Genomic DNA, 25,107 nt, shown 5'->3' with positions numbered 1-25,107 from the left:
CTTGGCTAACCGATTGTGCCTGAACTTCTACTCACCGATGAGTCCAACACAGGCACCGTGAACTGTTGCCGTCCCTGCAAAGACGCGGCAAGAAATGTCCCGTTTTGTCGCGCATCGGAGGCAATTGTCTCTACCTGTACAGTGACGCGATCGCGGTAGTCTTGCAGCGCCTTCAGTAATGCGTCATCTGCTGTATTAGCCATTACTAAACGCCTCTTTGCTAAAATCGATTTCCATATACAAATATTGACCTATATAACTCAGCGATGCCGCCAGCGCGTCCGCATCGCTCAGCGAAAAGATCGCACTAGGCTCTGGGTCGTCAGCCAGCGGGTCATCAAAAAGTATTGGTCATGGTGCAAAAAGGTTAAAGCGGCTCACTGCTCAGGGGAGCATCAATGAGCGCTGATTCGTACTGGGTAATGGTCGCTGCGTCCGCGCCTTCGTAACAGGCTTTATGTGCCCGGTAGAAATAGGAGCGAGAATCACCATCCCGCATGAGGCTGATGGTCTTGACCGGGCGCGCTAGCGGATTACCACAAAGCAGACACTTCCCGCCCGCCATGCCCGGATCATAAGTCGGAGCGTCCTGGTTGGGGCGGTCAAAGTAGCCAAAATAGAGCGAAGCCGCGTCAACAAGCATGGCGATCAATTGGTGCTTACAGCCCGATTGTGTCTTCGTGGCTCAAAATTGTCAAGCTTGCAGCCATACCTGGCGGACGGCGCTCCGCAGTTGTGCTGCCAGTGCCGGGGCTAGACCGTAGCTCCCCATGCCGCTGCCGATGCGGGCGCGAGGGTCAGCAGAGCGGTTGGCGACCAGGGCTTGCGCTTCCGTTAGCTCACCCAGCGACACGGCATACCAGCTAACGGATCGCTCAGCGCTAAATTAATCAGCACAGGTGGTGGTATTGCCAGCGGCGGCGTGGTGCCCAGCGTGACCGTCAGCAAAGGTGGCAATTACGGCGATGCGAAACCAAGTTGAGCAACTATATTGAGCTAATACAGAAGTTCTATATTGAGTTCTATTGTCTGGGACGATCGAAGTCACTCTTTCCCCTCGTGTAAATGCCGCGACGGGTTTTTCATGGCTTAATAGAGTCGTCCTGTACTAATGGAATCAGTACAATGCTTGCAAGACTTAAAGAATTGATTGATGGGATCGTGAGTCGCTTGAAAGCCGCGATCGCATCCCTAGCAGAGTACCAGGAGGAAAACGTAGCGCTGAAGGCAGAGAACGCTGATCTCAAACAAAAGCCAGCCGATACAGCAGCGCTACCTGCTGAGACTGAAGAACGCATTCAAGCCCTGTTGCAAGAGGCGGCAACAGCCAAGGCAGAAGCCGAGACCGCCAAGGCTGATTTAGCAGTGGTGAAGCAGCAAGATGTGGAAGAGGAGGGGCAAATTCAGGAGTTGATCACCTACCTGGAAGCAGCGACTCCGTCCGCATGACGTATTTTGGAAACAGATTGAAGCATGAATGATGCTGGGGAGATCGGGTACTCGATCGCCCCCTTTTGTTGACAGTAGGGCAAAATATGGGTGTACTACTCCCTTCTTGAAAGTCATGCGTCAACCGACTCTCGATGTGATTACAACTATTTCTGGCGTGGGTGCTTCCGTTTCTGGTACGCTAGCCGGCTTTGGTGTAGCGCCACACATGACGATCCCGATCGCGGGTGTTTTGGGCAGCGTCTTTTCCTGGTTTACTCAGAAGCCTCCAACGGCTCCAACTTACCGACCACCTCAAGGTAATTACGCGCCTTACGAGCCGCCACAGGGAGGGCAATAGCATGCCTTTGAACGAACCGAATGCGGCTTTAGCGCACGATCGCCTTACCCTTCTAGAACAGCAACTAGCAGCACTGGCAGGGATGCACGACCACTTAGAAGGGCGAGTAGAAGCACTTGAGACGGTTGTGGCTCACCTTCAGGCGTATCTGCCCCAAGCTGAACAACTCAGGCTGTCTGCTGAAGCCGTGGATCAAGCTGACATCAGTGACGCAGATGCGATCGCGGCCATGATGGGTGCTGCCACAATTGCCGCTCAGGGTGACAAGGCTTTGCCTGACAACATGATCAGTAAGGATGTTTAATTGGAGGAACAACATTGGTAGCCATTGTTGACAAATATTTCGTCTATGACCACCTGCCACAGCACTTGCAAGATGTAAGCAGACCGATCGCTGATTTAGCCAGATTAATGGATACAACATTGCCTGATGGCGCTGAAAAATCAGCAGGGATGCGGAAGTTGCTTGAAGCAAAAGATTGTTTTATCCAGGCAAAACTCGATTGAGTAAATTACCGCTATGAGATGAGCCGCCGTTTGTTTTAATTTACAGGAGTTTAACAATGCAAGCTATTAATGAGCAGCAGTCTCAAGAAATTTGTAAGCATGTTTTTTGTTACAACCCATACCAGTATTGGCGTAAGCCTCTTCTGCGTTTGACGTATCCTATATGGAAACCGCTCTTTAACCACATCTTGTGGGAGCTTTATCATCGTGAAGTCATAGATAGTTCTCGACTGCACATCGCAACATCGCTAACTGACAGAACCCAAAAACACAAGATGTGGTGAGATATGAGTTGGACTGTTGCGATCGCCTTTGCCGTTGCTGCCATTGCCATCCCGGTGATGATCCACCAGTCGGAGTTGAAAATGGTTCTATTTAAGCGATTCATCATTCACTCTAAATGGTCTGACGACGGGCTATGGTTTGTCTATTGCAAAGATGGGTCAAAGCAGCACCAAATATTTAATGTAGCCATTGTAGATCGCGATTTTGAAGAAGGCACTTACTACGGTTTTCAGATTATCGTCTGGAGATGGGCACTAACTGTTGGCGATCTTCAAACCTTTGAAGCCCAAGGAAGTGAACAGCTATGACTGAACACCTGAAGCCCGATCTCGCCACTTCTCAAATGAGGAGCCAGAGCAATCAAGAAGAGACGATCGCCGACTTGCAGAACCGAGTACAAGGGCTAGAACAACAGCTAGACATCCGCCTGAAATTGCTAAGCGCTTCGCTGGCTTTAGGTGGAGCACTGGCGATCGGGGCGTTGGCTGGGTTCACTTGGGAATACAAAAGCGACAACAGTTCGCTCAAGTTCGGGTTAAGCCCTGACACGATCGGGCAATTGCTGTCGATCGTCGTGCCTGCTGTGGGTACTGGAGGGGCGATCGCGGTAACGGTGCAGAAGAAGGCAAAGCCGTAACAAAATGAAAAAAATAATGACTGAAGCAGAGCCTTGGATTGAGCTGAAGTACGATCGCAATCCATTAACTAACGGTATGTATCTTTCAAGATGCGAATGGCATGGTGATCCACGAGGAGTAGTAAGGCTTGATCACAGAGAATGGGACTGCGTTCAGCATCTTAACCCTTGGCGCTTAGAAGTTGTTAGCCGTGATTGGTTTGATAATACTGTCACTGTTTGTCGCACAGATTTGCCTTTGCCAAGTTATGTCTATCGACGTTTTGAAGCAGACGTTAGAAGTATTTTCAAGACGTTAAGGTATCAATTTGGAGCAAGGCTGGTTTTAACTGCTCAAGTTTGGGGTTTAGCATATGTCCCAATGGGTGCAATACCTTCAACGTGTCATTTATTCAAGAGGCGAAAATGACAAAAAGATCGCCCGGTGTTTACCTCCGAGCTTGGCTCACTTTCCCTTTAGCACTTGTAATTGGTCAAACATGGAAGTTTTGGAAGTGGTGGCATTACCGTGTCTCTCAGAAAATTTTAGATGGACTGGGGCAAGCACTTGATCAAATTATTGCCTTCGTTTTCCAAGATGAGAATGTAGACGCTGAAGAGGACGATAGCGAAGCCTGGTTTATTGCCATTGCAATAGCCACACACAAGTTAAAACTACCATCTATTCATCCAGACGTGGTTGCTGAAACAAAGAGACTGATGGCTGAATATCAGCAAGGAATGACTGTACAGAAGACCAGTCGAACAGATAAAACAGTAGCCAATGATCGACCTTGAGCCACTGACACCACGAGAGCATGAGGTATGGTCTTTGCTCAGCCTGGGACTGAGTAATCCTGAGATTGCGATCCGGCTTGGACTGGCAGTACGCACGATCGACTCATATGCCCACACTATCTACGACAAACTGGACGTGCGAAACAGGACAGAAGCTGCTTTGCTTTGGGTGCGAACACAAGAAACAGTGGGGTAGGAAGGATGGGCGATCGATGTGGTTCAGATTCAAAAAACAGCAACCGAAGCCACCTTCAATCCCAAAGTTTGATGCGATCGCGCATCCTGCACTACCAGTGGTTTACGAGGCGTATGGCAGCATTGAAGCTCTCACTCCTCAATTGGTGCATCGGCTTACCATTGGCAGGCTTTCAAGCGCGACTGGCTACACGCGATCGCTATCGCCTGGGAAGCTACTATCACAAAAGATTTTGTCAACAGATGGGACTAGAGAAGAGGACAAAGTGATTTGGCGATCGCTCCTCCAAGGATATCCCACTCACTATTTAAGGTTTTCCTATCAACTTGTCAGTACGCCAACAGCACCCGCTAAAGAGCTCTTGCATGTGTGGCTTAATCTCAATATCAGAGGGTTTGATAAAGATTCAGTAGCACGGTCGGTGGGCGAATTTCTAACGTTTGTAGTGCTTGATCAAAAACTGCCAGGGTTGCTGGTCAGCACCAAGATTTACACAGCCGAAAGTTGGTTAGTGTTTGCGTTCAGCCGCGTCCGTAGTTTCTACGTTGAGGCTGGCATAGTGCAGGAGCGTGCGCCGCTTGATAGTGTGCGCGGGTATGGCTTGCGAGGCGGCAAAAATGGCTAAGTCTCTACAGCGCGTGACGTACAAATTCAATCCGATCTACGGGCAGTGGCGATCGACCTCCAAGCTTACGCCGCTCACTATGGGTATCCACCGGATGCACAGCCGGGTGTGGAACCTGCACCTGAAATCAGTTTTCCTGTAGAGCCTGGTCGCGAGATTGACTACGATCGCGCTTCCGCCTTAGACCCCATTCCCTGCTATAACGGCCAACGCTGGGTGAAAATTGTGAGCTATCCCACAACCGGGCGGACAGATGATTATCGCAGGCCGGGAGCATTAGGTGAGTGGGTGCATACTGGCAAAGATTGGGCGCTTACTTTGTGGATTGGGAAGTGTTGAGCTACTCAGCCACACATACCCGATCGCGCCCCGCCGCTTTTCCTTCAAGCAATGCTTCTGATGCGGATTGGTGCAACGCCTCAAAAGTATTGCAAGTATTTGAGTAGAGGGCAATGCCAACACTAACTGTCACCCGAATCTCACCTTTTGGGCTAGGGATGCAGAGCTTGGCAATTGCATCCTTCAACCGTTCTGCCACTTTAGTAGCAGCAGACGCATCAATCTCTCTTAACAAGACAGCCAGTTCGTCACCACCAAGACGAGCAACATGAGCCTCACCGCGAACATTTTCTTGTAGCGATCGTGCTACTGCCTGCAAAGCCAAATCGCCGCCACTATGCGTATAAGTGGTATTAATTGCTTTGAAGTAATCAAGGTCAAACAAACACAACGCAAACGATTGCGTTGATTGTCGAGGACGCGATCGCAAAGCAATTTCACTCTGCACCAATTTGACGAAGGTGTTGTGGTTGTAGAGGTTGGTCAAGCCGTCCTGAGTTGCCAATCTGATTAACTGCCGAGTCATCCTGTGTTCTTGTGTAGCATCGGCAGCCATAATCAACACTCGATCGCCCGGTAGTGGATTGATGGATGTGTCAAACCAAACTAAGCGTCCGCTCGACAGTCTGAACTCGTACCCTGCTTCTACCGTCTGTTGGGTATCTAGCGCTCGCTCAATCCCATTCATCAACTGTGTCGCCACCTTGATTGGTGCCACATCAAACGGTGTTGTACCCACCATGCGCTGCGGATCAAACAGCAGACTGTTACCCTCACTCAGGATCTCCAAGCAAACACCAGCCCGATTGCGGATCAGCACAGCAGCAGGTATGCGACTAAGCACTGTTTCTAGTTGGGTAGTGCGGTCTGCCAAGGTTCGCAAGGCTTTCGTCTTGAGACTGGATATGCGCCATGATTGAGCAGTGGCAACAAAAATGCCCAAGGAACATAGCAATGTCATGCCAGACAGAAAACGAGACTGCACCTCTGCCGCTTCCTGTCGTTGCCCTAGCAAGGCAGTTTCCTCATCTGAGATTGCTAGCAGTGACCGTCGCTCTGAATCTGTGAACAAGAGTTGCTTGGGCGATCGCGGGTCAAACCTCATCATCTCTGCTAAGCTGTTCAACCGTTTTTGCTGTGTGGCATTATCAGCAGTAATCTGTTTAAGTTCCTTAATCTCAGCTCCTACCGCTTCTAGACTGTGACGGTAAGCAGGCAGCAAAGATGAGTTTAGTAAATAATCATCGTAGTCTTTTCTGGCTCTGACAACTGTGCTACGAAGCTGCTGCATAGCTTCTATGACAGCGATCGAATGTTGCACGGACGATCGCGCCCGTTCCTGCTGATAAAAGCTGGTGCCTAAGAGTGCGAAAGCAAGGATGTTAGCACCGAAGCTAGCAATCAGACTTAGTTTAGGCACGGTTCTGGTCTCCCATACAGCCACCCTTGGAAATAAAGTTTCAAGCCAGGGAAGTCTTCAGCTAGCTCTAGCGCTCTCGACTCAATTAGTCCTGACTCTATACACTCCAAAATTAGCTTAAGCCCCCGGTGATGGGCACCAGCCATAATGCCGTATACAATGCACTCACGCCAGTGGTCGGTAGCGAGCAAACGCACAATTGACCCATCGGCTTTAATGAAGTCGGGCGCAACAGCCAAGATAGCCGGAATTGCTGCATACCCAGAGCCAATATCGTCCAGGCCGACAGCTAAACGCAACTCGCGCAGAGCAGCAATAACTTGTACAGAAAGTGGTAGCAACGCCGTTTGCTCAGTAATCTCGACATCCAATTTTCGTGGATCGACACCGCTCTTCTGTAATTGCTCTGATAGGAAGACAGGGAACTGTAAATCGTTGAGCGTGTGCCCTGATAAATTAATGGCGTGAGGGGTATCGGTCTGCTGTAGGTGCTTCAAAGTGCCAATGACCGCAAGGCGATCGATAGCCTTTAACTGCTCTGCTGAGGCTTCATTAATAAACTGACAGGCCGGAATAACCTCTTTGTCTGCCCCGCGAAGGCGAACAAGCACCTCATACAGAGATGGGGTTGTATGACCGCATTTGTAAATCGGTTGGCAGTAAAAAACTAAGGCACTAGACGCGATCGCAGTCTCAATGCGTTCATTCCAGGTGAGAGGATGGGACACGGTGACAAACATTCAGGGTGCTTCTATTTTGCCCTGCCAACCCTAAAACATAGCGATAATGGTGGTATAGGGATTAGCCTTACGGCAATTAAGGTTAACCATGTTGGGCAGTGCCCAAAACATCAACAATTCAATGCACAATTCATGCCGTCTAAACCCGATAGAGTCTGGCCGTTGCCGCCTGTTCAGCAGTCAGCCCCAACGCTTGGAGAATGAACTCTCCCACATGAGCCGGAAAGCTGCTAAGCGTGCGACCCACAGCAGTATCGCCATACCCCGCACAGAGAAACCGGGCGATGCCATAGCGGGACAATGCTGCCTCTGTCAGTGCCTCGACATCCAGCACTTGCATTAACGCCTGTTCTTCAGCGATGGTGTAGCAACCCCCTTGCAGATGGCGCATGAGTGCCAGCGCTTGTGGTGGCAGACAGGAATAGGCTAAGAGCATTTCTGCGTCAATCAGACCAGAGGAGATGGCGCACTCCCTGATGCAGGCTGCTGCCGCTGTAGTGGCTTGTGCCAGGGTGCCAACAATGTATTCTTCACCGTCAAGCTTGAAGGAGGGTAAGCCGTAGTAGGTGCCCTCGGTTTGGGTAACTGGACTTAGTGTGGTCGTGTTCATGACTGCTCCTCCTCCAGTGCTGTGAGGTTGTTCTCGTAGCAGATATCCACCTGACCGTCTTCGTGCTCGACATAGTAGTACCAGCCGATGAAATCATCCTCTTCCGTAAACCGAGCTTTGAGGGACTGATAGCGCAGTCCCGTCACCATCGCGGTGTGTTTGCCGTGCTTGACCTTCTGCCACAACTGGAACTGGGGTTCAGGGCGCTGGAGGATGTGACCGAGAATCTCAAGCTCAAAGGTGCTTAAGCGTTGATAAATGTCAGCGGGAAGGAGGGACGCAACTGCGTCAGTACCGTGCTTAACCATGATGTTGCTCAGAATGAAGGGCATGAGAATGGGCACCCCTTGAAGTGGAGGAGTGCCCAGAGAGATTGATTAGAACGGATCGCCGCTGATAAGTTCGATGTCAGCCTCTAAACAGAGGGTGTAGCCGCCAAGCTTATAGAGGTCGCGGAGGTAAGAAATCTCCCGGCAGATGTCAGTGAATGACTCGGATAGCGTAATCACATCGAGCTTCATGGAGCGATCGATCTTGTGGTTCACCAGTGTCACGCGGTGGATGAATTGACGCGGTGGGGTGACATCAAAACGGGTGGCTAACTCGTTGCTGGTGAGCAAGAAGGGGTCAGCGTTGAGAACGGCTTGAGTCATAATTGAGGGGTTCCAGTGATGGGACTTTGTGGGAGGGGCGCTTTCTTCTTCGCGGGATAGAGCGCCTTTCCTTATCTCTATGATGCGTTAACTTGTTCACACTGTCAACTAGTTCACATGAAGAAACTCGTGCTAACATAATGCTATGAACTAACGCATGGGAGAAATACACGTGTCCAGAATTGCCAAGCTCAGAGAAGAGAAGGGCTTGACTCAACGCCAAATTGCAGAAACGTTGGGGATTGACGTTTCAACAGTTCGGAATTGGGAGAAAAGTCGAGATGGCGTAAAAATGTTTGTTCGAGTCGATGGGCTTTGTAAGCTTTTCGGCTGCCAACCTTCAGACCTTTATGAATCTATAGAGGTTGAGAAAGATGCTGAACCTTGAGACGATCGACTTCTCTGCTTTGCCATCTTTACCGCTTGAACAGCGATCGCAACTACCCACCACGCCATGCATTTACTTTGCGATCGACGCGCAAGGAGTGGTTCAGTACATAGGCAAAGCAAAGAATGCTAGGCAGCGGTGGATAGGGTCTAGTCATCATTGCTATAAAAACCTGCTGACAATGGGCGGAGTGAGGCTTGCCCATCTAGTTGTTGACGATGCCATTTTCTTGTCTGAGATTGAAAGCGCTTTGATTGCTTGGTTCAACCCTGTACTGAACAGAACTGTTACCAGCGCTCGTCCTAAGCGAGTTGGAGCAGTGAAGATTAGGCGTTTTACCGACTACGACATTCCCAACCTTGAGATTCAGATTAAGAAAGCTCGTCTAGATTCCCCAAAATCTGTAACCGAGCTTGCGGCTGAGGCTGGAATGAGTGTCGCTAACTGGTATCGAATTGAAGGTGGGAAAGTCGATGTCCTCCCTGAGACGACACTCAGCGCAATTGAGTCTGCATTAGGAGTAATTTTTTTAACCGATCCTGTTAATAGCGCTATTACCACCGATCGACCAAAGGGGAGTGATACCGATCGCGTTCAAGCGTCACTGCTGCAAGCAGACGAGGAGGATGCGTGATGACTAGCCTTTCTCGTGCGTCTTCTAATCTCTTTGACTCAATCTGCCGGACTGACGAAGCGGGTAACGAGTACTGGACAGGGCGTGAGTTAATGCCTTTGCTTGGCTATTCCGAGTGGAAGCACTTTAGTCCTGTCATCAGTCGAGCCAAACTAGCTTGTGAAAACACTGGGAACTTAGTCGTAGAGCACTTTAGCCGCGCTACCGGAAAAAACCCTTCTGGTGGTAGACCGATGGAAGATTGGAAAATTTCGCGACTGGGTGCCTACTTGGTGGCAATGAATGGTGATCCTCGCAAACCGGAGATCTCTGCTGCACAGTCTTACTTCGCAGTGAAAACACGCGAAGCTGAAGTGGTCATCCCTGCTCAAGCAGCAGAATTAGAGCGGTTACGGCTGCAAAACGAGAACCTGCGGTTACTGGCAGACCTGGAAAAGGTGAAGCGCGATCGTGAAACCGCCTTCTTTGCCGTAACAGCCACGATGGGCGAAGAGGCTGGTCGGCGCATCATGGCTGAGGCGCGAGGCGAAGCACCGATCCAGCTAGCTCCAGCTAAAACCGAATTTGTCTTCATTGAACAGGGCACCGATCAAGTCGTTGGTAAGTCAGCTAACGGTCGCACAATGACAGCGCTTCTGAAGGATGCCGGACTAAACCCCAGTTCAAAGAAGGATGTGAGCAAGGCTAAAGAGCGGTTGAAGGCGATCGGGATTGATTACGACACAGGTGACGGCTTAGAGGAAGCTGCCTACTTGCGACAGCACTACGTCATCTCAGAAACCAAATACGAAGAAGCGCGGCGTATCCTGACGCAGGACAACGCAGCAGCAAACCTCTTTGTCTGGGGGATGCAGCAGAAGGCGCTGAGTGGGAGGGCTGCGCCTGGTCAGTTAGAGGAGTCCGATTGTGGATGAAGGTGTTTGCTAGGGAAGGTAGTCATGATTCAGAGTTTTGAGTGCGAAAAACTGACCGTGTTGAATTTTGAGTATGCTGTGACGCTTGCGGCTCCTATTGTTGCCCTTTTTCACTTGACTGATAGCGGCTGGGAGTATGTCACGACGGCAAGACGATGGTCAGTAAGATGAGCTGTGTTAAACAAGACGCGACAAAAGAATCTAATGAAAGATATCATTAATGCACTTAAAGATACGCCAATTCCTACCTTGCTTGTTTTAGCAGGTTTGTTCTTTCTCATTTTAAGCTTTGTAAGTAAGCTTGGAGGAGTGATTGAAGTACAACCAAATCAAAAGCGATTAACTATTCCACTTGGACTAATACTTCTAATTCTTGGTTTAGTGCTCAATTCTACTCCTACTCGAAGTCCAAGTGGAATACCAGTTACTCAACTACCTCAGTCGTCTTCATCCTTGCCTCCCAATGCAGTAGTCTCACCTTCTTCGTCTACTTCAACACCAAATCCTTCTTCTAGTCCTACAATCTCCCCTTCTATATCACCTAGACTTAACCCACCTCCTACTAATTCTCCATTAGTTACTCAGTCAAATGAGGATGTCCTTTTTCACCTGCAAGAATGTAGGAGTGACAATGAAGCTTTGAAGTGCGAATTCCTGGTAACTGACCAAACACAAAATAGGGATCTCTGTATCTACGGTAAATATACTAATAGCAGTGCAATAACTAACCAAGGAAAGCAGTATGTTGCCAAAAGTGTTACTTTTGGCAACAAAAAAAACAAGGCTTATGTATGCCAAAAACTTGCTCGAGGTATTGGCTTAACTGCACTCATTACTTTTGAGGATGTGCCAACTCAAATAAATCATCTTGATTTGGTTGAGGTCGCGGCTAGTTTGCAAGACCAAGGAAGCTTTACGATTCATTTTCGTGATATCCCAGCATCAAATTGAAGAAGCGTAATAGTGTTCTAATCAAGTCGATAAAGGATTTTAATCTCCCCTCCCACAGCACCTCTAAGCGTATCCGCAATCAATGGTTCGTAATCACGCGCAAACAACTCAAGCACACCTCTGAACCAGCCGCATGAGAATCGCTTACCAATACCGCTTACGCCTAACCGCTCAACAGCAAGCCACGATTGACAACTGGCTGGAACTGCTGCGACGGCAATACAACTATCGCTTGGCAGAGCGTTTCAATTGGTGGGAGCAAAACCGCTGTGACATTGACCGTTGCTCGATTGAAGTCTGTCATCTGCCAGAACTCAAAGATCAACCCGATTTCTACTCTCAGAAGCGCGACCTGGTGAACAGTAAAGCTTTGTTCCCCGACTATGCAGACATCCATTCACAAGTGCTACAGAACTGCGTCGAGCGGGTCAAGAAGACCTTTGAGCGGTGGTTGAAGGGCAATAGCAGTGGGAAACGCTCAGGCAAGCCACGCTTTAAGGGTAAAGGCAGATATCGCAGCTTCACCTTTCCTCAGATCAAGCAAGACTGCGTTGATGGCAAATTCATCACTCTGCCTAAAATCGGTAAGGTCAAGCTGATTCTGCATCGTCCCCTACCCGATGGGTTCAAGCTTAAGACTGCTACGATTACCCATAAAGCCGATGGTTGGTATGTGAGCCTCAGCCTTGAAGATTTATCAGTGCCAGAACTGACTGCCGATGCGCCCAATTGGGAGAATACCGTTGGGATTGATATGGGGTTGAAGTCTTTTCTGGTCACGAGTGACGGGGAACCAGTAGGCATCCCCCAACATTACCGCAAAGCAGAGAAGCGACTGAAGCGGTTACAGCGTCAACTGTCCAGGAAAAAGAAAGGCTCAAATCGCCGCAGAAAAGCAGTAAAACGAGTTGCCAAAGCTCATTTGAAAGTGGCTAATCAGCGCAGAGATTTTCACCACAAGACGGTTAACAAGCTTCTCTTGCAATACCAATACATTGCCCATGAAGACTTAAATATCAAAGGACTGGCAAGGACAAGATTTGCCAAATCGATCAATGATGCTGGCTGGAGTCAATTCTTGAAGATTGCCGCTTACAAGGCTGAAAGAGCCGGGGGCGGGACATTACCAAAGAATCCAGCCAGGTCAACGATTGACTGTTCAGACTGCGGTGCAGCAGTGCCTAAGACACTGGCTGATAGGGTGCATAGCTGCTCATGTGGGGCAGTCTATGACCGTGACCACAATGCAGCCAGGAATATGAAGATAAGGGCGGTGGGTCATCCCGTTCTTAATCGCTCTGGAAATGTCCTGGCAATAGCTGGGAGTCACAGAGAAGCCCACGCCGTCTCGTAGAGCGGCGATGGGAGTACGTCACGCGAGTTGCAAGGCGAGACAGGCAAAGCTAAGCGGCAATTGGAAGGAGCGATCGCGCTGCTGACCAGGATCAGGGCTGCGATCGAGGAGACGTTGCATCCGAGAGTGTAAACCTGTTCTTTTAGACCCACAAGACAAGGATAAAAATCAAGACACCAAGTCCCCCACCGAAAATGTGGTTGCTGGACAGGGCTGCGCCCAACGCCACAAAGATAGCAGCGACAAGCAACATCTTCAGGAAGTAGGGCAAACGCCCCCAATTGTGGGCAAGACGCTGGGGCAGGTTGGGATAGTGCTTCTGCTGGTGAGGACGCTTCCAGCCTGAAAGCAACCCATGAATCAGCCAGTCGTGCGCGGCAGGCGATAGAACCAGAACATCCCACCAATAGGTCTCGTGTCCCAAGTTGCGGTAATCGAGATGGTGCATGGCGTAATGATGCTTGCGCCCTACTTTAACCCAAGGGAAAAGCGAACATCTATAACCAGCTTCCTTAAGCCAGTCTGGATGTCTTTCACGCCATTCGTCAGAGGTGATGTAACTGCGGTAGTCGGTCATGGCTGGATTCCAGGTGAAGGGTAAAGCTGATCGCGCATTTCTTGGCGGGTAGGTTGATGTGTAAAAGGGAAGCGCCAGATATTACCGTCATCTCTCACCTTGTAGCCTAGCCAAAAGACAACGATCGACCAGATCACTAGAAAAATTGCCATCCAAAAACCTGTCACAATGCTGCCATTGTCTCTAGGGTCAGCCATTGCCATTTCTCCTGTATGGTCTGGGTGGTGGCAACGGATCGCAGTTCTCTGCCTCAGGCTCAACATCGATCGTCTGACCAGGGTGCATCAGGTTGTTGCGCGTCAGCCAGCCTTTCAGGTGCCCAACCTTGCGCTCGTTAATCAGCCCCCGCCGATGCAAGAGGGTGCCGATGCGTTCCAGGACATCGCTATAGGTTTCGCATTCAGGCAAAATCTCAGCGTATTTAGCCACCATCACTTCATTGTCGTCACGCGCACCGACCGCATCTTGGATTTTTGTTCGCACCGATTGAGCAGCAGCAACAAATCTAGAGCCGATCGACGCTTGCAGTTCTCCCTGTGGATAGGCAACACAGCTCAGTTCTGGTTGTTGGAAATCGTCGAAATGCACTCTGAACGAAGTACCGCCCGGAATGCGTAGCACACCCAAACCAGACGAACAGAGCAACCCTGTATCAGGATGGTGATTGGGTGGCATTAGCTCTAATTCAATCAGCCCAGAATCTCGTAAGTTGGCACCACGTTTCAACCCTAGAAAATCAAGGGCGCGATCGTGTGAAATAAAAACAGGGCACATTGCCACTTTGCGAGATTCTGAAAGACAGGCTAAAGAAAACGAGCCGAGCAAATCCTTATCAAGATTGTGTGCCCACCCTGACATCTCTTCGCAGACGGGAGACATGACACGACTAGTTGCCACCAGATGCTCTAGAAATTTTTGCTCCGTTAAACCTGAATCTGCAAATTCTTTATAGCGATTGTCAAGATCACCAAGATACTGAGCAAGGAATTCGTTAATGCGATCATAGTTACGCCCTTGTCCAATCACTTGAGAATCACCCCATTCCACTGGTGAACCATGTGGATTAATAATCGGGGTCTCTTGGTGATGCTCCCGCTTCATCTGCACAATGGCACGAGCGATCGTTGATTTACCACTACCTTGTGGCCCCCAAATTAACAGAGGGCGGTAACGAAACAATTCAAAATACTGGCTGAGTGGTTTTGCTTCAGAATCTTTAGAAGTAGTGGCAGGCAATGCAGTAATCGCCTGCGAGGATCTAACACGATTCTGTACATCCAAAGCTTGTAACGGTGTCGCCAATAGTCGCTCTTTACGCTTCAATTCTGCCAACGGCACATCGGCATACTTCATCCACGCGCCGGGGTTTGCCTTGATGTCTCGCTCCTTGCGTACCGATGCTTTGGTGTGGTTCCAGGCATCATAAGCAGCTACAGCTATACCTAATGGAGCCAGCCACCACAGCCCAGAAACAAACGCTAAACCAAAACTGCCAGCGGTCAGACCGTAAAAGCTCCAGGGGTTAATACAATCAGCAGCAACCTGGTTGAGAGTGGCACGTTCACACAAGTCGGCTACGGTTGGTTGTCGTTCCTGCATGATCTACCTCAATTGTTTACGGGTTCAGGATGTTTGCCATTTGATTCAGCTTTAGGCGCTTGTGGTTGGGCGTAGGGCACTACCACGAACCCAGGTTGAGACTGTGGTGCTTGCCGCCGCACAGTTCTCGCTTGCAATTGCGCTTCTCTCTTTTCGCCCTGCACTGGCTTCATCTTGGCTTTGAGTGCGGCAAAAGCCCCGGATAGATTAGGCAACCCCGTTTCATTCGACTCACTGATCAACATCTTGGTAAGCGCTGGCAGTAGCCAAACCGTACCCAAGGTCTTGAACACATTCGGCCACACAATGAGGCTCATGTTCATTGTGAGTAGCACTGTCATCAGACTGACACCAGGCTTGATGATGGGCGTAAACAGAAGAAAGACGCACAAAGCTAGATCAATAAACGTAAACAAGTAGGCCATCCACACGGCGCGCCGAATGCGCTTGGTACGTATCGCTGCTTCCTCTTTCAGTTGCACGATTAACGGCTTGGCATCACAGCCCTGCTTCTCAGCAAACGCAATCATCTCACTACAACGATTGTGTTTGTGCTTCAGCAGGATGGGTCGGATCTCCATTGCTTGCACCAAGCAAAAAACAGCCATACCAACCCATACCGCAAACCCGCCTAAGCCCAGACCCAGAAAGACGCGCTGGTACTCCACCACATTGAAATAGGCGATAAACCAGATCAACAACAGAGCAGCAGCGACGATCGCCCACTGCAACCCTTTCAAACAACCATCCAGTATTCTCATAGCGAACCTCGTGAAATTTTGGCAGCCGGGACAGCTTTGAAATAGGTCTCAAACGTTTCCTTGGGCAAGACGCGCTTGGGTGAATCGGTCAAACGGGCAAACTGAATCACCACACCGTTGAGCATGATGCCCGTGTTGCCTGACGAATCGCAAACGGGCGTATTGTCTGGGATGAAGAACCCGGTCAATGGATCGTTAAGGGACATCCCAGGCGCGATCGCAATACCCTGACCATCAGCAGCACGCGGCGATCGGCAGTTGGACAGATAACGCCCAGTCGCAATCTTGTTGCCCTCCTGTGCGTTTGCTGCCTCCAACGGCTGAGCCGTTTGCTTGTCCGTCAGCGCCTGCTCCAAGCTCATGCGTCGGAGGTCAGCAGCAGCAGCAGCAATTTCTGCTTGCTGACCCTGCTGTCGTAGTTGACTGGAGGCTTTGGCTTGTTTGGTCAAGTTGTCTTTCTGAGTGACGATGACTAGGGCGACGATCGTGCCAAAAACTAAAAGTGCGGGAAGTGAATCTTTCATGGCTGAGTGAGAGAGTGAGTGAAACTTCTGTCGGTCTACCAAAAATGAAAAGCATTGGCGACGGTGCTAGGGAAGCTGTGCAGGCGGGTAGGCAGACGGGTAGGCCAACTGGTCGATTCTTGTAGATTCAACCTTGCTATCGTCTGCATCGCCGTCTCCAAGCGGGTTGCAGATGGGTAAATAAACTCTTAGATTTAACGCTGGACTCCAGGCAACGTAATAGACGTCTAGTTGATCTGCATGGGTGTGCAGGTAGATGCGTAGGCTAAGCGGAAGCAAAATAAGAGGAATAGCTTCAAAACAACAAGTGGTGACAGGTGGTGACTCGTGGCTACCTGTGGATACAAACAACCATCAGTTACAACCCTGGAATAGAATCAATCGACGACTCATGTGAGACAGACTCAAACTCTGGAGGCAGAAGCTTGGGCGATCGCGGTTGAAACTGATTGCTGTCTGCTGCCCAACGGCTTTCCCAATCCGCGCCGTAGAGATGCATCATTTGGCAAAACAAGCGGTGTACGTCATCGTCTAACCCCGCAACCTTGGCTAGGTGCCGAGCGTACTCAGCTTTATCCCCTGAGAACTGAACACGCAACGGCAAAGTCATAACAGAGGCATCGAACGAATAGAAATCACTTGAGGCATATCAGACACAAAAAACCGACCCTTGGTAAGCTCTTCCAACGGTTTTGCCAAAGGTGCCGAGCCACCAATGATCATGACTTCTCCAATCTGACCAGACTGATTAAGCGCTTTCCATTTGCTACCGATCTTTTGCCGGATGTTGGTCAACCATTCTGCGTGGGCAAAATCAAAAGCAGGCTTAAAGCTCTGCCCACCTTCCCCGATCGCGTAATCGCCGCGCTCAATGCCATCCATGATTGCCCACGCTGGCACTGTGTGCCCCAGCATGTGAGTGATGCGTGCCGAAATCGCCTCAGCCAAGGCATCAGTGCCTTGCAGGATGACATCCATATCGCGCTTGATTGAGCCATCGGTCTTGTAGAGACGGGCGATCGCGGTTCCACCACCCAGATCTAAGACACCGTTCAACTTGCTCTCTGACCGAAACAAGCGGTCTCTCGCTGCCGCCGCATAAGCAGCTTTTGTCTCATCAACTGGCACGACCTGAACCACCGTCGCGACAATAGACTGTCCGTTGCGGCTAAACTCATGCGTCCCTTCGATCGACTTCAAGATCTCTAAATCTTCAGCGACACGAGAACTGGGCAGCGCCAACAATAACCGCTCGATGCGGACAGCAGTCTCGCCTCGATTTGGCTCTAAGGCTGCCAGTACAAGCTTCGGGGCAAGACTGATCTTGCCCGCCTCAAAAATGGGCTTACCGTTCTCTTCTTTAGCAGCTTGCCCCAGCACAAAAGTTTGCCCTTCGTGCTCAATCACCACGCTATTCAGCGATGGCTCGATTTCTTGCCAAGTTGGGTCGATGAACTTGATAAACGAAGGGATAGTATGCACCATCCCCAGAGCATCAATCCACTGAATCGTGCGATTACCGCCGTCAAAGACAACGGTTTCTCGTGTCAAATTTTCAGTTCTCGGCTTGCTTGCCGTAGTAGCTCCCATAGCCCTCCAAAACATGTAGTTGTAGCTCGTGGTGTCAGGTGGTGACTCGTGGCTACCTGTGGATACAAGTAGAACTGTAGCACATGGTTTCCATTTAGTAACCAAATTGGTAACCAATTAGCAACCAGAACTAAGATGTGAGTGAAAGCCTTTAAGATGTTGCTAGGTAGTCACCAATGGTTGAGTCTGTGAGTCCAAAGTCGATAGACCCGCGCGATCGCCCGATCCCAATGCGCCTCCCGATCGAGGTTGAGATTTTTTACGCGGCTCAAGGCGTGTTCGTGCGTGACACCTCAAAGACTCGCACGATGGAGCAATTTTTGATGGATTGGGCAACGGTGCCTGAGAATATTCAGGCGATCGCTACAGCGGTCAAGGTCAGAGCCAAGCTGCTTGGAATCACGCCTAAAGAAGTGGTGACACAATTTCTGGAAGAGCAGAAGTACGGCGAGTATCTGAATCTGGATGATGCTTCCGAGGCGTTCTGCCTTGCATGGGGGCTTGACTCATATGAAAAACGCAAGAGCAGCTAGTTTATAAGCATGCTGAGAAGAGCAACAAAGTCTTAGTGAATCGCAAGCTTAGGCGACAAACCGCAGAGCCTGACGAATCTAGATAGTCAAACTAAAACCCCTGCCAGTGAAGACAGGAGTTTTTGTCTGCGGTAACAGGCAAAGCGATCGCCGTAAAATCATTCATGCGCTAACATGGCAAAAATTTGAGGCCTACCCGATGCAACAAATGCAATGGCGATCGCCAACTCCAGACCAACCCAAGCTTTTGTACCTCAACATTGGTGACGGCTGGAAGCCGTACACGCAGTTTCCCCAGTACCAGGTACCCGATTACCGCATTCCTGGTGCGTCCAAAGGCTTTGCGACGATGCAGGCCCTACTTAAGCGAGGCTTTGCACTCCTGCCATCGGGCGAGGTGATGCCAAAGAGTGAGGAAGAACAACGGTGGGAGCAACGGCGATCGGCGTAATGTTTGAGATTGCGAAGCTCTGCCATGCAAACCCGTCATAAGGTGGCTTTACCGTGACGGGTTTGTGGAGTACCTTGGGTATACCGATACCCTTTTGCGTAGACCCCTCTGCAAGCTTCAACGCTATGAGCAACCAAGCAGATTTAGTGACCAGAGATGAATTTGAAACGGTCAAGCAGTTGCTTGGTAGTGCGGCACGGTACGCTGAGTCTGCCAACCGAGGGCTCGATCTCGCGATCAAGAATATTTTATGAGCGATCGCTTTCTGTTAGTTTCTTGCGGAAAAAGCCAACATCACCAGGCAATTGCCCTCTGCCTACAGACTCATGAAGTTTTTTAAGGCGTTCAAACACCCATTCGTAAGAAGTGTTGACGGTGACATACTCAGTTGCTGTAACATCACCGTCAACCAAACTTGCCCCAGGTTCTAACTCTTCGGCAACTTCATTGCCAACCGAGACACCCGTTGTAATGGCAAGATCCCAACCCTCCTGATCAAGTTTTTCTTCCAAGAGTCGTTTTGCTTGCCAAATGGCTTTCGATATGCCGCCACTGGTGAACGGAGGCTCGACCACAACTAAGGTTTTGCAGCGATTACCGTTGCGATATAGCAAGCATTGAACCTTGTGTTTCATAAAAAGTACCTAATAGGAACTGTAGCGGGATATGCCCTATAAACCTGAAACCAAACTCCCTTCACCCCTCGATCGCACGATCGAAGGGTTTTTATGGGCGATCGCCAACCCAAACCTTCTTTGCCTCGTCAAACCAACCAGGAGCAGAAGCTTGAATCATGGCAGCACCAATAAGCAAATCGCCGCTCAAGTTGAGCAAAAGATCTTTAGCCCATTCCAATGCTTCCTGTTCAGTTTGCGGCAACTTGGTTTTACCTTTAGCAAACCACTGGTAGATAGTCTCAGCCCCAGCTTTGACCACTTGGGTATTTGAGTAAGCAAGCTGTGTCTGAGCCAATTTGAGAGCGATGGACTGGTGACGATCGAACGTTTCAAACGAACATCCAACAGTCAAACATTTGTGCTTCCAAAAATCGTTGTACTTTAAATCTTCAATACTCATTCGTCCTTATCTCCATACTTCCACACCAGCCACGCGCATACTGCTACAAAAAACACGGCAAAGACGACTAAGCCCCAATCGGGCGAGAGGCGATCGGCAATGTCAAGGGCGCTAGTGACATTCGATAAGTTTGATCAGGTAGCTTAAACCCACCGGCAATAAAAGAGCCAATCAGCACATCAGCACGAGTCGCTTTGGTTGAGTCAATCATGGCTTAACACTCCCGTAAACACCTGCTCCAAAATCGACTGTGGGTAGATGTTGACTTTGCCAAACCGAGGATCATAGATTTGCTCGATCTCAAGCTGTTGCTGGCGACACAGAGCAGTCGCTCGTTTACCTTGTACTGCTGCCCCATTGCGGGATAGTTCCAGCTTGTTGAGACTGGCATACGCCAGCACCGTGTACTTGTGACCACAAGGAGCTTGGTAGCGATCCTGCTCAGCTTCGATCGCGCTCAGGCGCTGGTCAGCCTGCTCTTTTGCGGCTTCTAATTGCCTCACACGACGCTCTTGCTCCACCAGCTTGCCAACAGCAATTTGCAACGCTTCCAGTTCAGAGAGAGGTTGCGTTGGTGCCAACGTTCTGCTCTTCAAGTCACGTTCGCAATTAAGAAAATACTGCCGGACTTCTTTGCCTCGATCTGTGCCTGCCATCATTGCCAGTGATTTGAAGCAGTCAACGGTTAAGTAAATCTGCTCAGAATGCGTAGAACCTCCACCAGGAGCCGACTCAATTAGCATCTAGCACCCCTCAATGAAACTAATCAGTTCTGAGGTAGCTCTAAACCACTCGCCCCTAATATGTAAATGAGCGAACTTTTTATGTAATTGATGCTCTTTTTCTCGACCTCCTTTTATTGTTTTCAAACATTGAAGGTTTGCTGAAGTGCCCATTTGCAGGTCTTTAATCCTTTGCTTTACACAAAGAGAAGTGCCTATTTTTATAGACTGACGAAGGTCGTCAAATAAAAAGTAAACCGCTCTTGCGCCACCTGTCCCAGGAGTAGTCTTTGATTCTTTGTGTCTCACTTCAGATAATGCTTGGTGCCAAAACAAAAGATAATTTTTAGCAAATTCATTAAACAGCGTCACTCGTTTCCCTGTCACAAGAATTGCGTCCATGCAATCAATTCCATAACTGGCAGGAGATAAAAACAGAACCATCTTTAAATCTATTTCCGACTCGAAATCTAGCTCTTTCCATTGTGTTGAGTTGTACGGGTATCTCGCTAAAGCTTCTGAAATGTTCATAGCTGTTCTTCGCAATCGCTTTAATTTTTGTGGCTAACGGTAGATCTTTTTGCGATGCCCCACTTCAGTCACCGTGTTGGTGACGCAGTAGATACCGCAGGTCATGGCTGATCCTCTTCAAGTTGAAGCAATTCAGACAGAGGGCAGATCCCAAACCTATCTTTACTCAGCTCGGTAATTGCTACGCGAATCTCTTCAATCGCAGCGTTGCCGATCTCTGGCAGAGTATCTTGAGCCTTCAGCCGAGCGATCGTGGTGGGATGTTTTCCCAGACGCTCAGCTAAGGCTTTGTTAGTGATTTTTCGGTGCGCCATCACTTGACGCAGTAACCAAGACACTCTACTCACTTCGGGTTGCATTAACACTGCATCCATAAGTATCTCCTGTTAGTGGGTAGTTGCTACTAATATAGCGTTGAAAGCAATACATAACGCATTAAACGCTATCAGAACATCTTATTCTTAGCCACCTGCGCTGTAAGCGATAAGTATATCTTTGATAGTGACATGTGTGGCGTTGAACGCTATATTAGATTCATGGGTGAGGGACGGGGAACAGAGAACTTCACTGACACTACGCCCCCGACACGCCGCCTGAGAACACTCGCTAACCAGGCACTCACGGCTCGGCACCTCACCCACACTCAAGACAACTCAATCACACGGTCACGCCAAGCGCCCGCCGTCACCAAAGGGGCACCACGACGTCGGGTTCGTCACAGGGTTGCTGGGTAGCCGAATGGAAATCGGATAACAGAAACGGCTTAACCGTCCTCAGTCCTGAAATTACGCTAACGCGCCAACGCTGCATTCCAAGTTGCAGGAGAGAAAGACGGAGGAGCGTACACCACACGCGGAACCAATGGCGCAAGATTACCGCATTGAAATCTACGACAACGGCAAATACGAACAGATTTTCGATTCTCGCTACGATCGCCACCCCAAGCGCTTTGAATCTCAGCTAGAGGCTGATGCTTTTGCTGCGGCGATCGCCGCCCTTTACAAAAACGGCACTTTTCTTGCGATCGCTGTCTGACAACTAGGGCGATCGGTTCAGCGGGTTCGATTCCCGCGCGCCCTTTTGACCACTTATTGCATACCATTCATCCACCGCACGGAGACCCGCCATGCAAGCCACACTCAATCACTACAACGTCCGCCATCAGCTCATCGTCACCCTCGCTTCCGGCTACGTCGCCCTCAAATTGGTCTACGCGAGCGTCAAGCCCTACGCCGTCCGTTTCTGGCAGTTGGTTTCCAGCGAAGAGGCCCAACGCTGCTACGAATTCCTCATCCTCTCAGTCATCGCCCTAGCCTGGATGAGCGCCTTCGCTGCCGTCTGGTTAGGCAACCGTACCCGCGAACAGTTTGATCAGTGCATTGACTGGCGCGATCGTTTCATCGCCTCCCATCTAGAGCATCCCTCCGAATTTCTGGTTGGTAACGAAATCGCTGAAGAGGGATGCGCACTGCTTGTCGAACTCTTCGCTCAGGCTGATGCCATCATGGCTAAGCCAATCTACGCCGATGCACCCGTCAAGCGTCGCCATCGCAAGGCTAAAGGGTTTCAGCCCGTCAGCGTGCACTAACGAGAGTTGCGTTCCGATTCACCCGGCCCAAGAGGTTCAAAAATGGCTTTGTTTACGGCTGAATGCTGCGGCTATCAAACCGCACTTGATCTCATCGAGCTTCTTACCCAAGTTGGTATTGAAGCAAATATCACTGCTGGCGGTGTGGCTGTTCACGCTGCGCCAGATCAAGTACAGCAGGCAAAAACTATCTGCCAAACACTGAAGTGTAGTTTTGACCCCGGTTACTCTAGCCATCAAGAGCGAATTTTGCTTAGGACTACTGACGGGTGGCGAAAGGTCGGGCAAGTGACGGGCAATGCAATCTCAGTCATTCAGGAATGGGAAAACCCGCAAAGCTAGACCGTCTCAGTCATTTTGCTGCTGCCTGCGAACAGCGTGAGCGATCGCGCTTCAAGCACTATTCACTACGAGGAGAAAACAATGTTAGGCCTTTTTATTGCGGCATCAAAGTTGGAAGAAGGCGAGAACACAGACTACGAAAGCCCTCAAGGGGGTCGCTACACAATTGCCAAGCACGATAAAACCCTGTGGGTGGAAACCAGAAATGAGGAAGCGAAAAAGGAGGTAGAAGAAGCGACTAAAGATTAACGCCCAAAGCAAAAGAGCGCCCCGACTGCAATCGGAAGCGCTCTCAACAAAGCCCATCCAACTATTACAGAAGGCAGACAACCTCGTCGATAAGTATAAAGGAGACAACAAAGTATGACAACGGATTATGTTGTGAGCCTTTCAAATAGGGCAAATCAAGCTCAATCTAAAGCGAGGGAAGCAACTTGCTTTGAAGAGTTGATGACCCGGATTGCTCAGGCTTATAGATTTGAGATTGCTTCATCAAGGGTTGTTTACAGTGACGAGCCAGAGAAGTTAAAAGATGAACTTGATTTTTGGCAGGGCTTAATTGATGTCACCAACAAGGCGATTGCGGCAAATAAACAGGCTTTTGCAACGGCTCAAGTGTGCCCTGATTACGAAACTGGCAACTCCGTAATGAAATCTGAGCTAGAAGCCTTTATTGAGGTCAATAATCCAGGGTTTGAAATGTATATGCAAGATGGCGATTGGTGGGCTGATGTCGAATACTAAATTTGGATGCCAACCAGTTCTGTTGCATCCAGACGCAGGTACTCAGGCAATTCTTGAGTATCTTTGCTCTGAATCCAACAAGGTCTACAACTGCTCTCTCTACTACGCTCGTCAGATCTACTTCAAAACAAAGAAGTACGTGGGGCGAGCGGCAATTTGTGAGGAGATGGCACGATCTAAGAACCGCCATTTCACAGCGATGTACGTTTCATCGGCACAGCAGACCTGCAACTCTGTGGCTGAAGCTTTCCGGTCGTTCCGTGAACTGCTGAAGTTATGGAGACGGGGTGAACTGGCTGAAAAGCCATCACTGCCTAACTATCGCAAGGCTGGACTCTTCACGGTCAGCTATCCTAAGCGATGGCTCAAACTGTTTGAGGAAGGCATTAGAATCCCGCTTGGTGCTCAGGTTAAGGCGTGGTTTGGTATTGAGGAAATCTTTCTCCCAATGCCGTCCAACCTGGATTGGCAGCAGATCAAAGAGGTTCGCATTCTACCTAGAAATGGGGCTTTCTACGCTGAGTTTGTCTATCCAGTGCAGAAAGTCGTCACTCAGCTAGACCCTGCTAAAGTGCTTGGCATTGACCACGGCATTAACAACTGGCTGACTTGTGTAAGCAATGTTGGCACAAGTTTTATTGTGGATGGCAAGCACCTGAAAGCCTTAAACCAGTGGTACAACAAGCGGATTGCCACGCTCAAAAAGAATCAGCCTCAAGGTTTCTGGTCTAAGCAGCTTGCGAACATCACTGAAAAGCGCAATCGACAGATGCGGGATGCTGTGAACAAAGCAGCAAGGCTAGTGATTGATCACTGCCTGAAGCATGGTATCGGTCGGATTGTGTTCGGTTGGAACCAGGGACAAAAGCAGAATGCCAACATGGGACGCAAGACAAATCAAAAGTTTGTCCAAATCCCCACAGCACGGCTTAAGACTCGGGTTGCTCAACTGTGCGAACAGTACGGCATGGAGTTGATTGAGCATGAGGAAGCCAACACCTCAGCCGCTAGTTTCCTGGATGGCGATAGCCTACCTGCTCACGGTGAAAAACCCGAAGGGTGGCAGTCGTCAGGGAAACGAGTCAAGCGGGGTTTGTTCAGAACCGCAATGAACTGGTATCTCAACGCTGATTGCAATGGGGCGGCTAATTGTATCGCTAAAGTAGCGGCAACATTGGGGCTTGACCTTAGTGGAGTCAGTAGGGGCGCATTGACTTCGCCTTTAAGAATCCGTTTCTGGAACTCTTAA

Annotated in this window: 48 protein-coding genes; 26 read left to right on the top strand and 22 right to left on the bottom strand. The window is 49.7% G+C overall.

The genetic code is table 11. The features are described from left to right. Positions 1-5: 5 nt before the first annotated feature. The 4 genes from AC5JLP_RS24575 to AC5JLP_RS24560 all read right to left on the bottom strand — a co-directional run bounded on the left by AC5JLP_RS24575 (position 6) and on the right by AC5JLP_RS24560 (position 957). Complete coding sequence (locus AC5JLP_RS24575; protein ID WP_496070462.1) at positions 6-203, bottom strand: hypothetical protein; 198 nt, start codon at positions 201-203, stop codon at positions 6-8. Between the two features lie 164 nt (positions 204-367). Then, complete coding sequence (locus AC5JLP_RS24570) at positions 368-643, bottom strand: hypothetical protein (protein ID WP_496070461.1); 276 nt, start codon at positions 641-643, stop codon at positions 368-370. Between the two features lie 51 nt (positions 644-694). Next, entirely contained in the window at positions 695-853 is a 159-nt protein-coding gene (locus AC5JLP_RS24565) for a hypothetical protein (RefSeq protein ID WP_496070460.1), read from the bottom strand. Then, positions 835-957: a hypothetical protein gene (locus AC5JLP_RS24560; protein WP_496070459.1), complete on the bottom strand. Its 123-nt coding sequence runs from the start codon at positions 955-957 to the stop codon at positions 835-837. Before AC5JLP_RS24560 ends, AC5JLP_RS24565 begins: the two co-directional genes overlap by 19 nt. A gap of 168 nt (positions 958-1,125) precedes the next feature. On the opposite strand from AC5JLP_RS24560, the gene AC5JLP_RS24555 reads away from it, so the two are divergent. From AC5JLP_RS24555 to AC5JLP_RS24505, 11 genes are all read left to right on the top strand, one after another. Further along, positions 1,126-1,449: a hypothetical protein gene (locus tag AC5JLP_RS24555; RefSeq protein WP_496070458.1), complete on the top strand. Its 324-nt coding sequence runs from the start codon at positions 1,126-1,128 to the stop codon at positions 1,447-1,449. A 115-nt stretch (positions 1,450-1,564) separates the two neighbouring features. Beyond that, on the top strand, positions 1,565-1,789 hold the full coding sequence (locus AC5JLP_RS24550; RefSeq protein ID WP_496070457.1) for a hypothetical protein: 225 nt from the start codon (positions 1,565-1,567) through the stop codon (positions 1,787-1,789). 1 nt (position 1,790) lies between these two features. Next, on the top strand, positions 1,791-2,093 hold the full coding sequence (locus AC5JLP_RS24545; protein ID WP_496070456.1) for a hypothetical protein: 303 nt from the start codon (positions 1,791-1,793) through the stop codon (positions 2,091-2,093). Positions 2,094-2,107: 14 nt separating this feature from the next. After that, positions 2,108-2,296 (top strand): hypothetical protein, encoded by a 189-nt coding sequence (locus AC5JLP_RS24540; RefSeq protein ID WP_496070455.1) that lies wholly within the window; start codon positions 2,108-2,110, stop codon positions 2,294-2,296. Positions 2,297-2,583: 287 nt separating this feature from the next. Continuing rightward, complete coding sequence (locus tag AC5JLP_RS24535; RefSeq protein WP_496070454.1) at positions 2,584-2,889, top strand: hypothetical protein; 306 nt, start codon at positions 2,584-2,586, stop codon at positions 2,887-2,889. Continuing rightward, positions 2,886-3,218, top strand: a complete 333-nt coding sequence (locus tag AC5JLP_RS24530; protein WP_496070453.1) for a hypothetical protein — start codon at positions 2,886-2,888, stop codon at positions 3,216-3,218. The genes AC5JLP_RS24535 and AC5JLP_RS24530 overlap by 4 nt, the downstream gene beginning before the upstream one ends. A 16-nt stretch (positions 3,219-3,234) precedes the next feature. Next, positions 3,235-3,627 carry a hypothetical protein gene (locus AC5JLP_RS24525; RefSeq protein WP_496070452.1) on the top strand — a complete coding sequence of 131 codons (393 nt, stop codon included), beginning with the start codon at positions 3,235-3,237 and terminating at the stop codon, positions 3,625-3,627. Next, the gene (locus tag AC5JLP_RS24520; RefSeq protein ID WP_496070451.1) at positions 3,624-3,995 is read left to right on the top strand and encodes a hypothetical protein; all 372 of its coding nucleotides are present in this window, start codon (positions 3,624-3,626) and stop codon (positions 3,993-3,995) included. The genes AC5JLP_RS24525 and AC5JLP_RS24520 overlap by 4 nt, the downstream gene beginning before the upstream one ends. Then, positions 3,982-4,191: a helix-turn-helix domain-containing protein gene (locus tag AC5JLP_RS24515; RefSeq protein ID WP_496070450.1), complete on the top strand. Its 210-nt coding sequence runs from the start codon at positions 3,982-3,984 to the stop codon at positions 4,189-4,191. Before AC5JLP_RS24520 ends, AC5JLP_RS24515 begins: the two co-directional genes overlap by 14 nt. Before the next feature lie 16 nt (positions 4,192-4,207). Further along, positions 4,208-4,816, top strand: coding sequence for a hypothetical protein (locus AC5JLP_RS24510; RefSeq protein WP_496070449.1), 609 nt, complete (start codon positions 4,208-4,210; stop codon positions 4,814-4,816). Between the two features lie 45 nt (positions 4,817-4,861). Then, complete coding sequence (locus AC5JLP_RS24505; protein WP_496070448.1) at positions 4,862-5,155, top strand: hypothetical protein; 294 nt, start codon at positions 4,862-4,864, stop codon at positions 5,153-5,155. A gap of 1 nt (position 5,156) precedes the next feature. Here AC5JLP_RS24505 and AC5JLP_RS24500 read toward each other — a convergent pair whose 3' ends face one another. From AC5JLP_RS24500 to AC5JLP_RS24480, 5 genes are all read right to left on the bottom strand, one after another. Next, positions 5,157-6,575, bottom strand: coding sequence for a diguanylate cyclase (locus AC5JLP_RS24500; protein ID WP_496070447.1), 1,419 nt, complete (start codon positions 6,573-6,575; stop codon positions 5,157-5,159). After that, positions 6,563-7,315: an EAL domain-containing protein gene (locus AC5JLP_RS24495; RefSeq protein WP_496070446.1), complete on the bottom strand. Its 753-nt coding sequence runs from the start codon at positions 7,313-7,315 to the stop codon at positions 6,563-6,565. Before AC5JLP_RS24495 ends, AC5JLP_RS24500 begins: the two co-directional genes overlap by 13 nt. Positions 7,316-7,454: 139 nt before the next feature. Continuing rightward, positions 7,455-7,925: a hypothetical protein gene (locus AC5JLP_RS24490; RefSeq protein ID WP_496070445.1), complete on the bottom strand. Its 471-nt coding sequence runs from the start codon at positions 7,923-7,925 to the stop codon at positions 7,455-7,457. Continuing rightward, a complete protein-coding gene (locus AC5JLP_RS24485; protein ID WP_496070444.1) occupies positions 7,922-8,233 on the bottom strand; it encodes a hypothetical protein in 312 nt (103 codons plus the stop codon). The genes AC5JLP_RS24490 and AC5JLP_RS24485 overlap by 4 nt, the downstream gene beginning before the upstream one ends. 69 nt (positions 8,234-8,302) lie before the next feature. Next, positions 8,303-8,578: a hypothetical protein gene (locus AC5JLP_RS24480; protein ID WP_496070443.1), complete on the bottom strand. Its 276-nt coding sequence runs from the start codon at positions 8,576-8,578 to the stop codon at positions 8,303-8,305. A 157-nt stretch (positions 8,579-8,735) separates the two neighbouring features. On the opposite strand from AC5JLP_RS24480, the gene AC5JLP_RS24475 reads away from it, so the two are divergent. The 6 genes from AC5JLP_RS24475 to AC5JLP_RS24450 all read left to right on the top strand — a co-directional run bounded on the left by AC5JLP_RS24475 (position 8,736) and on the right by AC5JLP_RS24450 (position 12,819). After that, positions 8,736-8,966 carry a helix-turn-helix domain-containing protein gene (locus AC5JLP_RS24475; protein ID WP_496070442.1) on the top strand — a complete coding sequence of 77 codons (231 nt, stop codon included), beginning with the start codon at positions 8,736-8,738 and terminating at the stop codon, positions 8,964-8,966. Beyond that, complete coding sequence (locus tag AC5JLP_RS24470; RefSeq protein ID WP_496070441.1) at positions 8,953-9,600, top strand: hypothetical protein; 648 nt, start codon at positions 8,953-8,955, stop codon at positions 9,598-9,600. The genes AC5JLP_RS24475 and AC5JLP_RS24470 overlap by 14 nt, the downstream gene beginning before the upstream one ends. Further along, the gene (locus AC5JLP_RS24465) at positions 9,600-10,514 is read left to right on the top strand and encodes a BRO family protein (protein WP_496070440.1); all 915 of its coding nucleotides are present in this window, start codon (positions 9,600-9,602) and stop codon (positions 10,512-10,514) included. Before AC5JLP_RS24470 ends, AC5JLP_RS24465 begins: the two co-directional genes overlap by 1 nt. A gap of 24 nt (positions 10,515-10,538) precedes the next feature. Beyond that, on the top strand, positions 10,539-10,685 hold the full coding sequence (locus AC5JLP_RS24460) for a hypothetical protein (protein ID WP_496070439.1): 147 nt from the start codon (positions 10,539-10,541) through the stop codon (positions 10,683-10,685). A 33-nt stretch (positions 10,686-10,718) separates the two neighbouring features. Beyond that, complete coding sequence (locus AC5JLP_RS24455) at positions 10,719-11,465, top strand: hypothetical protein (protein WP_496070438.1); 747 nt, start codon at positions 10,719-10,721, stop codon at positions 11,463-11,465. Positions 11,466-11,598: 133 nt separating this feature from the next. Beyond that, complete coding sequence (locus tag AC5JLP_RS24450) at positions 11,599-12,819, top strand: RNA-guided endonuclease InsQ/TnpB family protein (RefSeq protein ID WP_496070437.1); 1,221 nt, start codon at positions 11,599-11,601, stop codon at positions 12,817-12,819. Positions 12,820-12,961: 142 nt separating this feature from the next. Here AC5JLP_RS24450 and AC5JLP_RS24445 read toward each other — a convergent pair whose 3' ends face one another. The 7 genes from AC5JLP_RS24445 to AC5JLP_RS24415 all read right to left on the bottom strand — a co-directional run bounded on the left by AC5JLP_RS24445 (position 12,962) and on the right by AC5JLP_RS24415 (position 17,870). Then, positions 12,962-13,396, bottom strand: a complete 435-nt coding sequence (locus AC5JLP_RS24445) for a hypothetical protein (protein WP_496070436.1) — start codon at positions 13,394-13,396, stop codon at positions 12,962-12,964. Beyond that, positions 13,393-13,593, bottom strand: coding sequence for a hypothetical protein (locus tag AC5JLP_RS24440; RefSeq protein WP_496070435.1), 201 nt, complete (start codon positions 13,591-13,593; stop codon positions 13,393-13,395). Before AC5JLP_RS24440 ends, AC5JLP_RS24445 begins: the two co-directional genes overlap by 4 nt. Continuing rightward, positions 13,586-14,995, bottom strand: a complete 1,410-nt coding sequence (locus AC5JLP_RS24435) for a hypothetical protein (protein WP_496070434.1) — start codon at positions 14,993-14,995, stop codon at positions 13,586-13,588. The genes AC5JLP_RS24440 and AC5JLP_RS24435 overlap by 8 nt, the downstream gene beginning before the upstream one ends. Positions 14,996-15,003: 8 nt before the next feature. Next, the gene (locus AC5JLP_RS24430) at positions 15,004-15,756 is read right to left on the bottom strand and encodes a hypothetical protein (RefSeq protein WP_496070433.1); all 753 of its coding nucleotides are present in this window, start codon (positions 15,754-15,756) and stop codon (positions 15,004-15,006) included. Continuing rightward, positions 15,753-16,280 (bottom strand): hypothetical protein, encoded by a 528-nt coding sequence (locus tag AC5JLP_RS24425; RefSeq protein WP_496070432.1) that lies wholly within the window; start codon positions 16,278-16,280, stop codon positions 15,753-15,755. The genes AC5JLP_RS24430 and AC5JLP_RS24425 overlap by 4 nt, the downstream gene beginning before the upstream one ends. Positions 16,281-16,638: 358 nt before the next feature. Then, positions 16,639-16,890: a hypothetical protein gene (locus tag AC5JLP_RS24420; protein ID WP_496070431.1), complete on the bottom strand. Its 252-nt coding sequence runs from the start codon at positions 16,888-16,890 to the stop codon at positions 16,639-16,641. Further along, positions 16,887-17,870, bottom strand: a complete 984-nt coding sequence (locus tag AC5JLP_RS24415; protein WP_496070430.1) for a hypothetical protein — start codon at positions 17,868-17,870, stop codon at positions 16,887-16,889. The genes AC5JLP_RS24420 and AC5JLP_RS24415 overlap by 4 nt, the downstream gene beginning before the upstream one ends. Positions 17,871-18,046: 176 nt before the next feature. On the opposite strand from AC5JLP_RS24415, the gene AC5JLP_RS24410 reads away from it, so the two are divergent. The 3 genes from AC5JLP_RS24410 to AC5JLP_RS24400 all read left to right on the top strand — a co-directional run bounded on the left by AC5JLP_RS24410 (position 18,047) and on the right by AC5JLP_RS24400 (position 19,108). Then, positions 18,047-18,403, top strand: a complete 357-nt coding sequence (locus tag AC5JLP_RS24410) for a hypothetical protein (RefSeq protein ID WP_496070429.1) — start codon at positions 18,047-18,049, stop codon at positions 18,401-18,403. Between the two features lie 199 nt (positions 18,404-18,602). Continuing rightward, complete coding sequence (locus tag AC5JLP_RS24405; RefSeq protein ID WP_496070428.1) at positions 18,603-18,854, top strand: hypothetical protein; 252 nt, start codon at positions 18,603-18,605, stop codon at positions 18,852-18,854. A 125-nt stretch (positions 18,855-18,979) separates the two neighbouring features. Then, a complete protein-coding gene (locus tag AC5JLP_RS24400; RefSeq protein ID WP_496070427.1) occupies positions 18,980-19,108 on the top strand; it encodes a hypothetical protein in 129 nt (42 codons plus the stop codon). Here AC5JLP_RS24400 and AC5JLP_RS24395 read toward each other — a convergent pair. The 6 genes from AC5JLP_RS24395 to AC5JLP_RS24370 form a co-directional block, all read right to left on the bottom strand. Next, on the bottom strand, positions 19,103-19,489 hold the full coding sequence (locus AC5JLP_RS24395; RefSeq protein ID WP_496070426.1) for a hypothetical protein: 387 nt from the start codon (positions 19,487-19,489) through the stop codon (positions 19,103-19,105). The two genes, AC5JLP_RS24400 and AC5JLP_RS24395, sit on opposite strands and share 6 nt — an antisense overlap. Positions 19,490-19,580: 91 nt before the next feature. Further along, the gene (locus tag AC5JLP_RS24390; RefSeq protein ID WP_496070425.1) at positions 19,581-19,931 is read right to left on the bottom strand and encodes a hypothetical protein; all 351 of its coding nucleotides are present in this window, start codon (positions 19,929-19,931) and stop codon (positions 19,581-19,583) included. 67 nt (positions 19,932-19,998) lie between these two features. Continuing rightward, the gene (locus AC5JLP_RS24385) at positions 19,999-20,142 is read right to left on the bottom strand and encodes a hypothetical protein (RefSeq protein WP_496070424.1); all 144 of its coding nucleotides are present in this window, start codon (positions 20,140-20,142) and stop codon (positions 19,999-20,001) included. Continuing rightward, positions 20,135-20,674, bottom strand: a complete 540-nt coding sequence (locus tag AC5JLP_RS24380) for a hypothetical protein (protein WP_496070423.1) — start codon at positions 20,672-20,674, stop codon at positions 20,135-20,137. Before AC5JLP_RS24380 ends, AC5JLP_RS24385 begins: the two co-directional genes overlap by 8 nt. Continuing rightward, positions 20,675-21,184: a GIY-YIG nuclease family protein gene (locus AC5JLP_RS24375; protein ID WP_496070422.1), complete on the bottom strand. Its 510-nt coding sequence runs from the start codon at positions 21,182-21,184 to the stop codon at positions 20,675-20,677. Between the two features lie 101 nt (positions 21,185-21,285). Further along, the gene (locus AC5JLP_RS24370; protein ID WP_496070421.1) at positions 21,286-21,558 is read right to left on the bottom strand and encodes a helix-turn-helix domain-containing protein; all 273 of its coding nucleotides are present in this window, start codon (positions 21,556-21,558) and stop codon (positions 21,286-21,288) included. Between the two features lie 487 nt (positions 21,559-22,045). Between AC5JLP_RS24370 and AC5JLP_RS24365 the strand changes: the two genes are divergently transcribed. The 6 genes from AC5JLP_RS24365 (at position 22,046) to AC5JLP_RS24340 (ending at position 25,107) form a co-directional block, all read left to right on the top strand. Beyond that, on the top strand, positions 22,046-22,219 hold the full coding sequence (locus tag AC5JLP_RS24365; protein ID WP_496070420.1) for a hypothetical protein: 174 nt from the start codon (positions 22,046-22,048) through the stop codon (positions 22,217-22,219). 91 nt (positions 22,220-22,310) lie between these two features. Further along, positions 22,311-22,772, top strand: coding sequence for a hypothetical protein (locus tag AC5JLP_RS24360; protein WP_496070419.1), 462 nt, complete (start codon positions 22,311-22,313; stop codon positions 22,770-22,772). Positions 22,773-22,814: 42 nt separating this feature from the next. Then, positions 22,815-23,114: a hypothetical protein gene (locus tag AC5JLP_RS24355; RefSeq protein ID WP_496070418.1), complete on the top strand. Its 300-nt coding sequence runs from the start codon at positions 22,815-22,817 to the stop codon at positions 23,112-23,114. 81 nt (positions 23,115-23,195) lie between these two features. Further along, positions 23,196-23,363, top strand: a complete 168-nt coding sequence (locus tag AC5JLP_RS24350; protein ID WP_496070417.1) for a hypothetical protein — start codon at positions 23,196-23,198, stop codon at positions 23,361-23,363. 114 nt (positions 23,364-23,477) lie between these two features. Continuing rightward, complete coding sequence (locus AC5JLP_RS24345; protein WP_496070416.1) at positions 23,478-23,858, top strand: hypothetical protein; 381 nt, start codon at positions 23,478-23,480, stop codon at positions 23,856-23,858. Beyond that, the gene (locus AC5JLP_RS24340; protein ID WP_496070415.1) at positions 23,845-25,107 is read left to right on the top strand and encodes an RNA-guided endonuclease InsQ/TnpB family protein; all 1,263 of its coding nucleotides are present in this window, start codon (positions 23,845-23,847) and stop codon (positions 25,105-25,107) included. The genes AC5JLP_RS24345 and AC5JLP_RS24340 overlap by 14 nt, the downstream gene beginning before the upstream one ends.

This window comes from Stenomitos rutilans (assembly GCF_059505485.1).
This window is presented reverse-complemented; position numbering and strand designations above follow the sequence as displayed.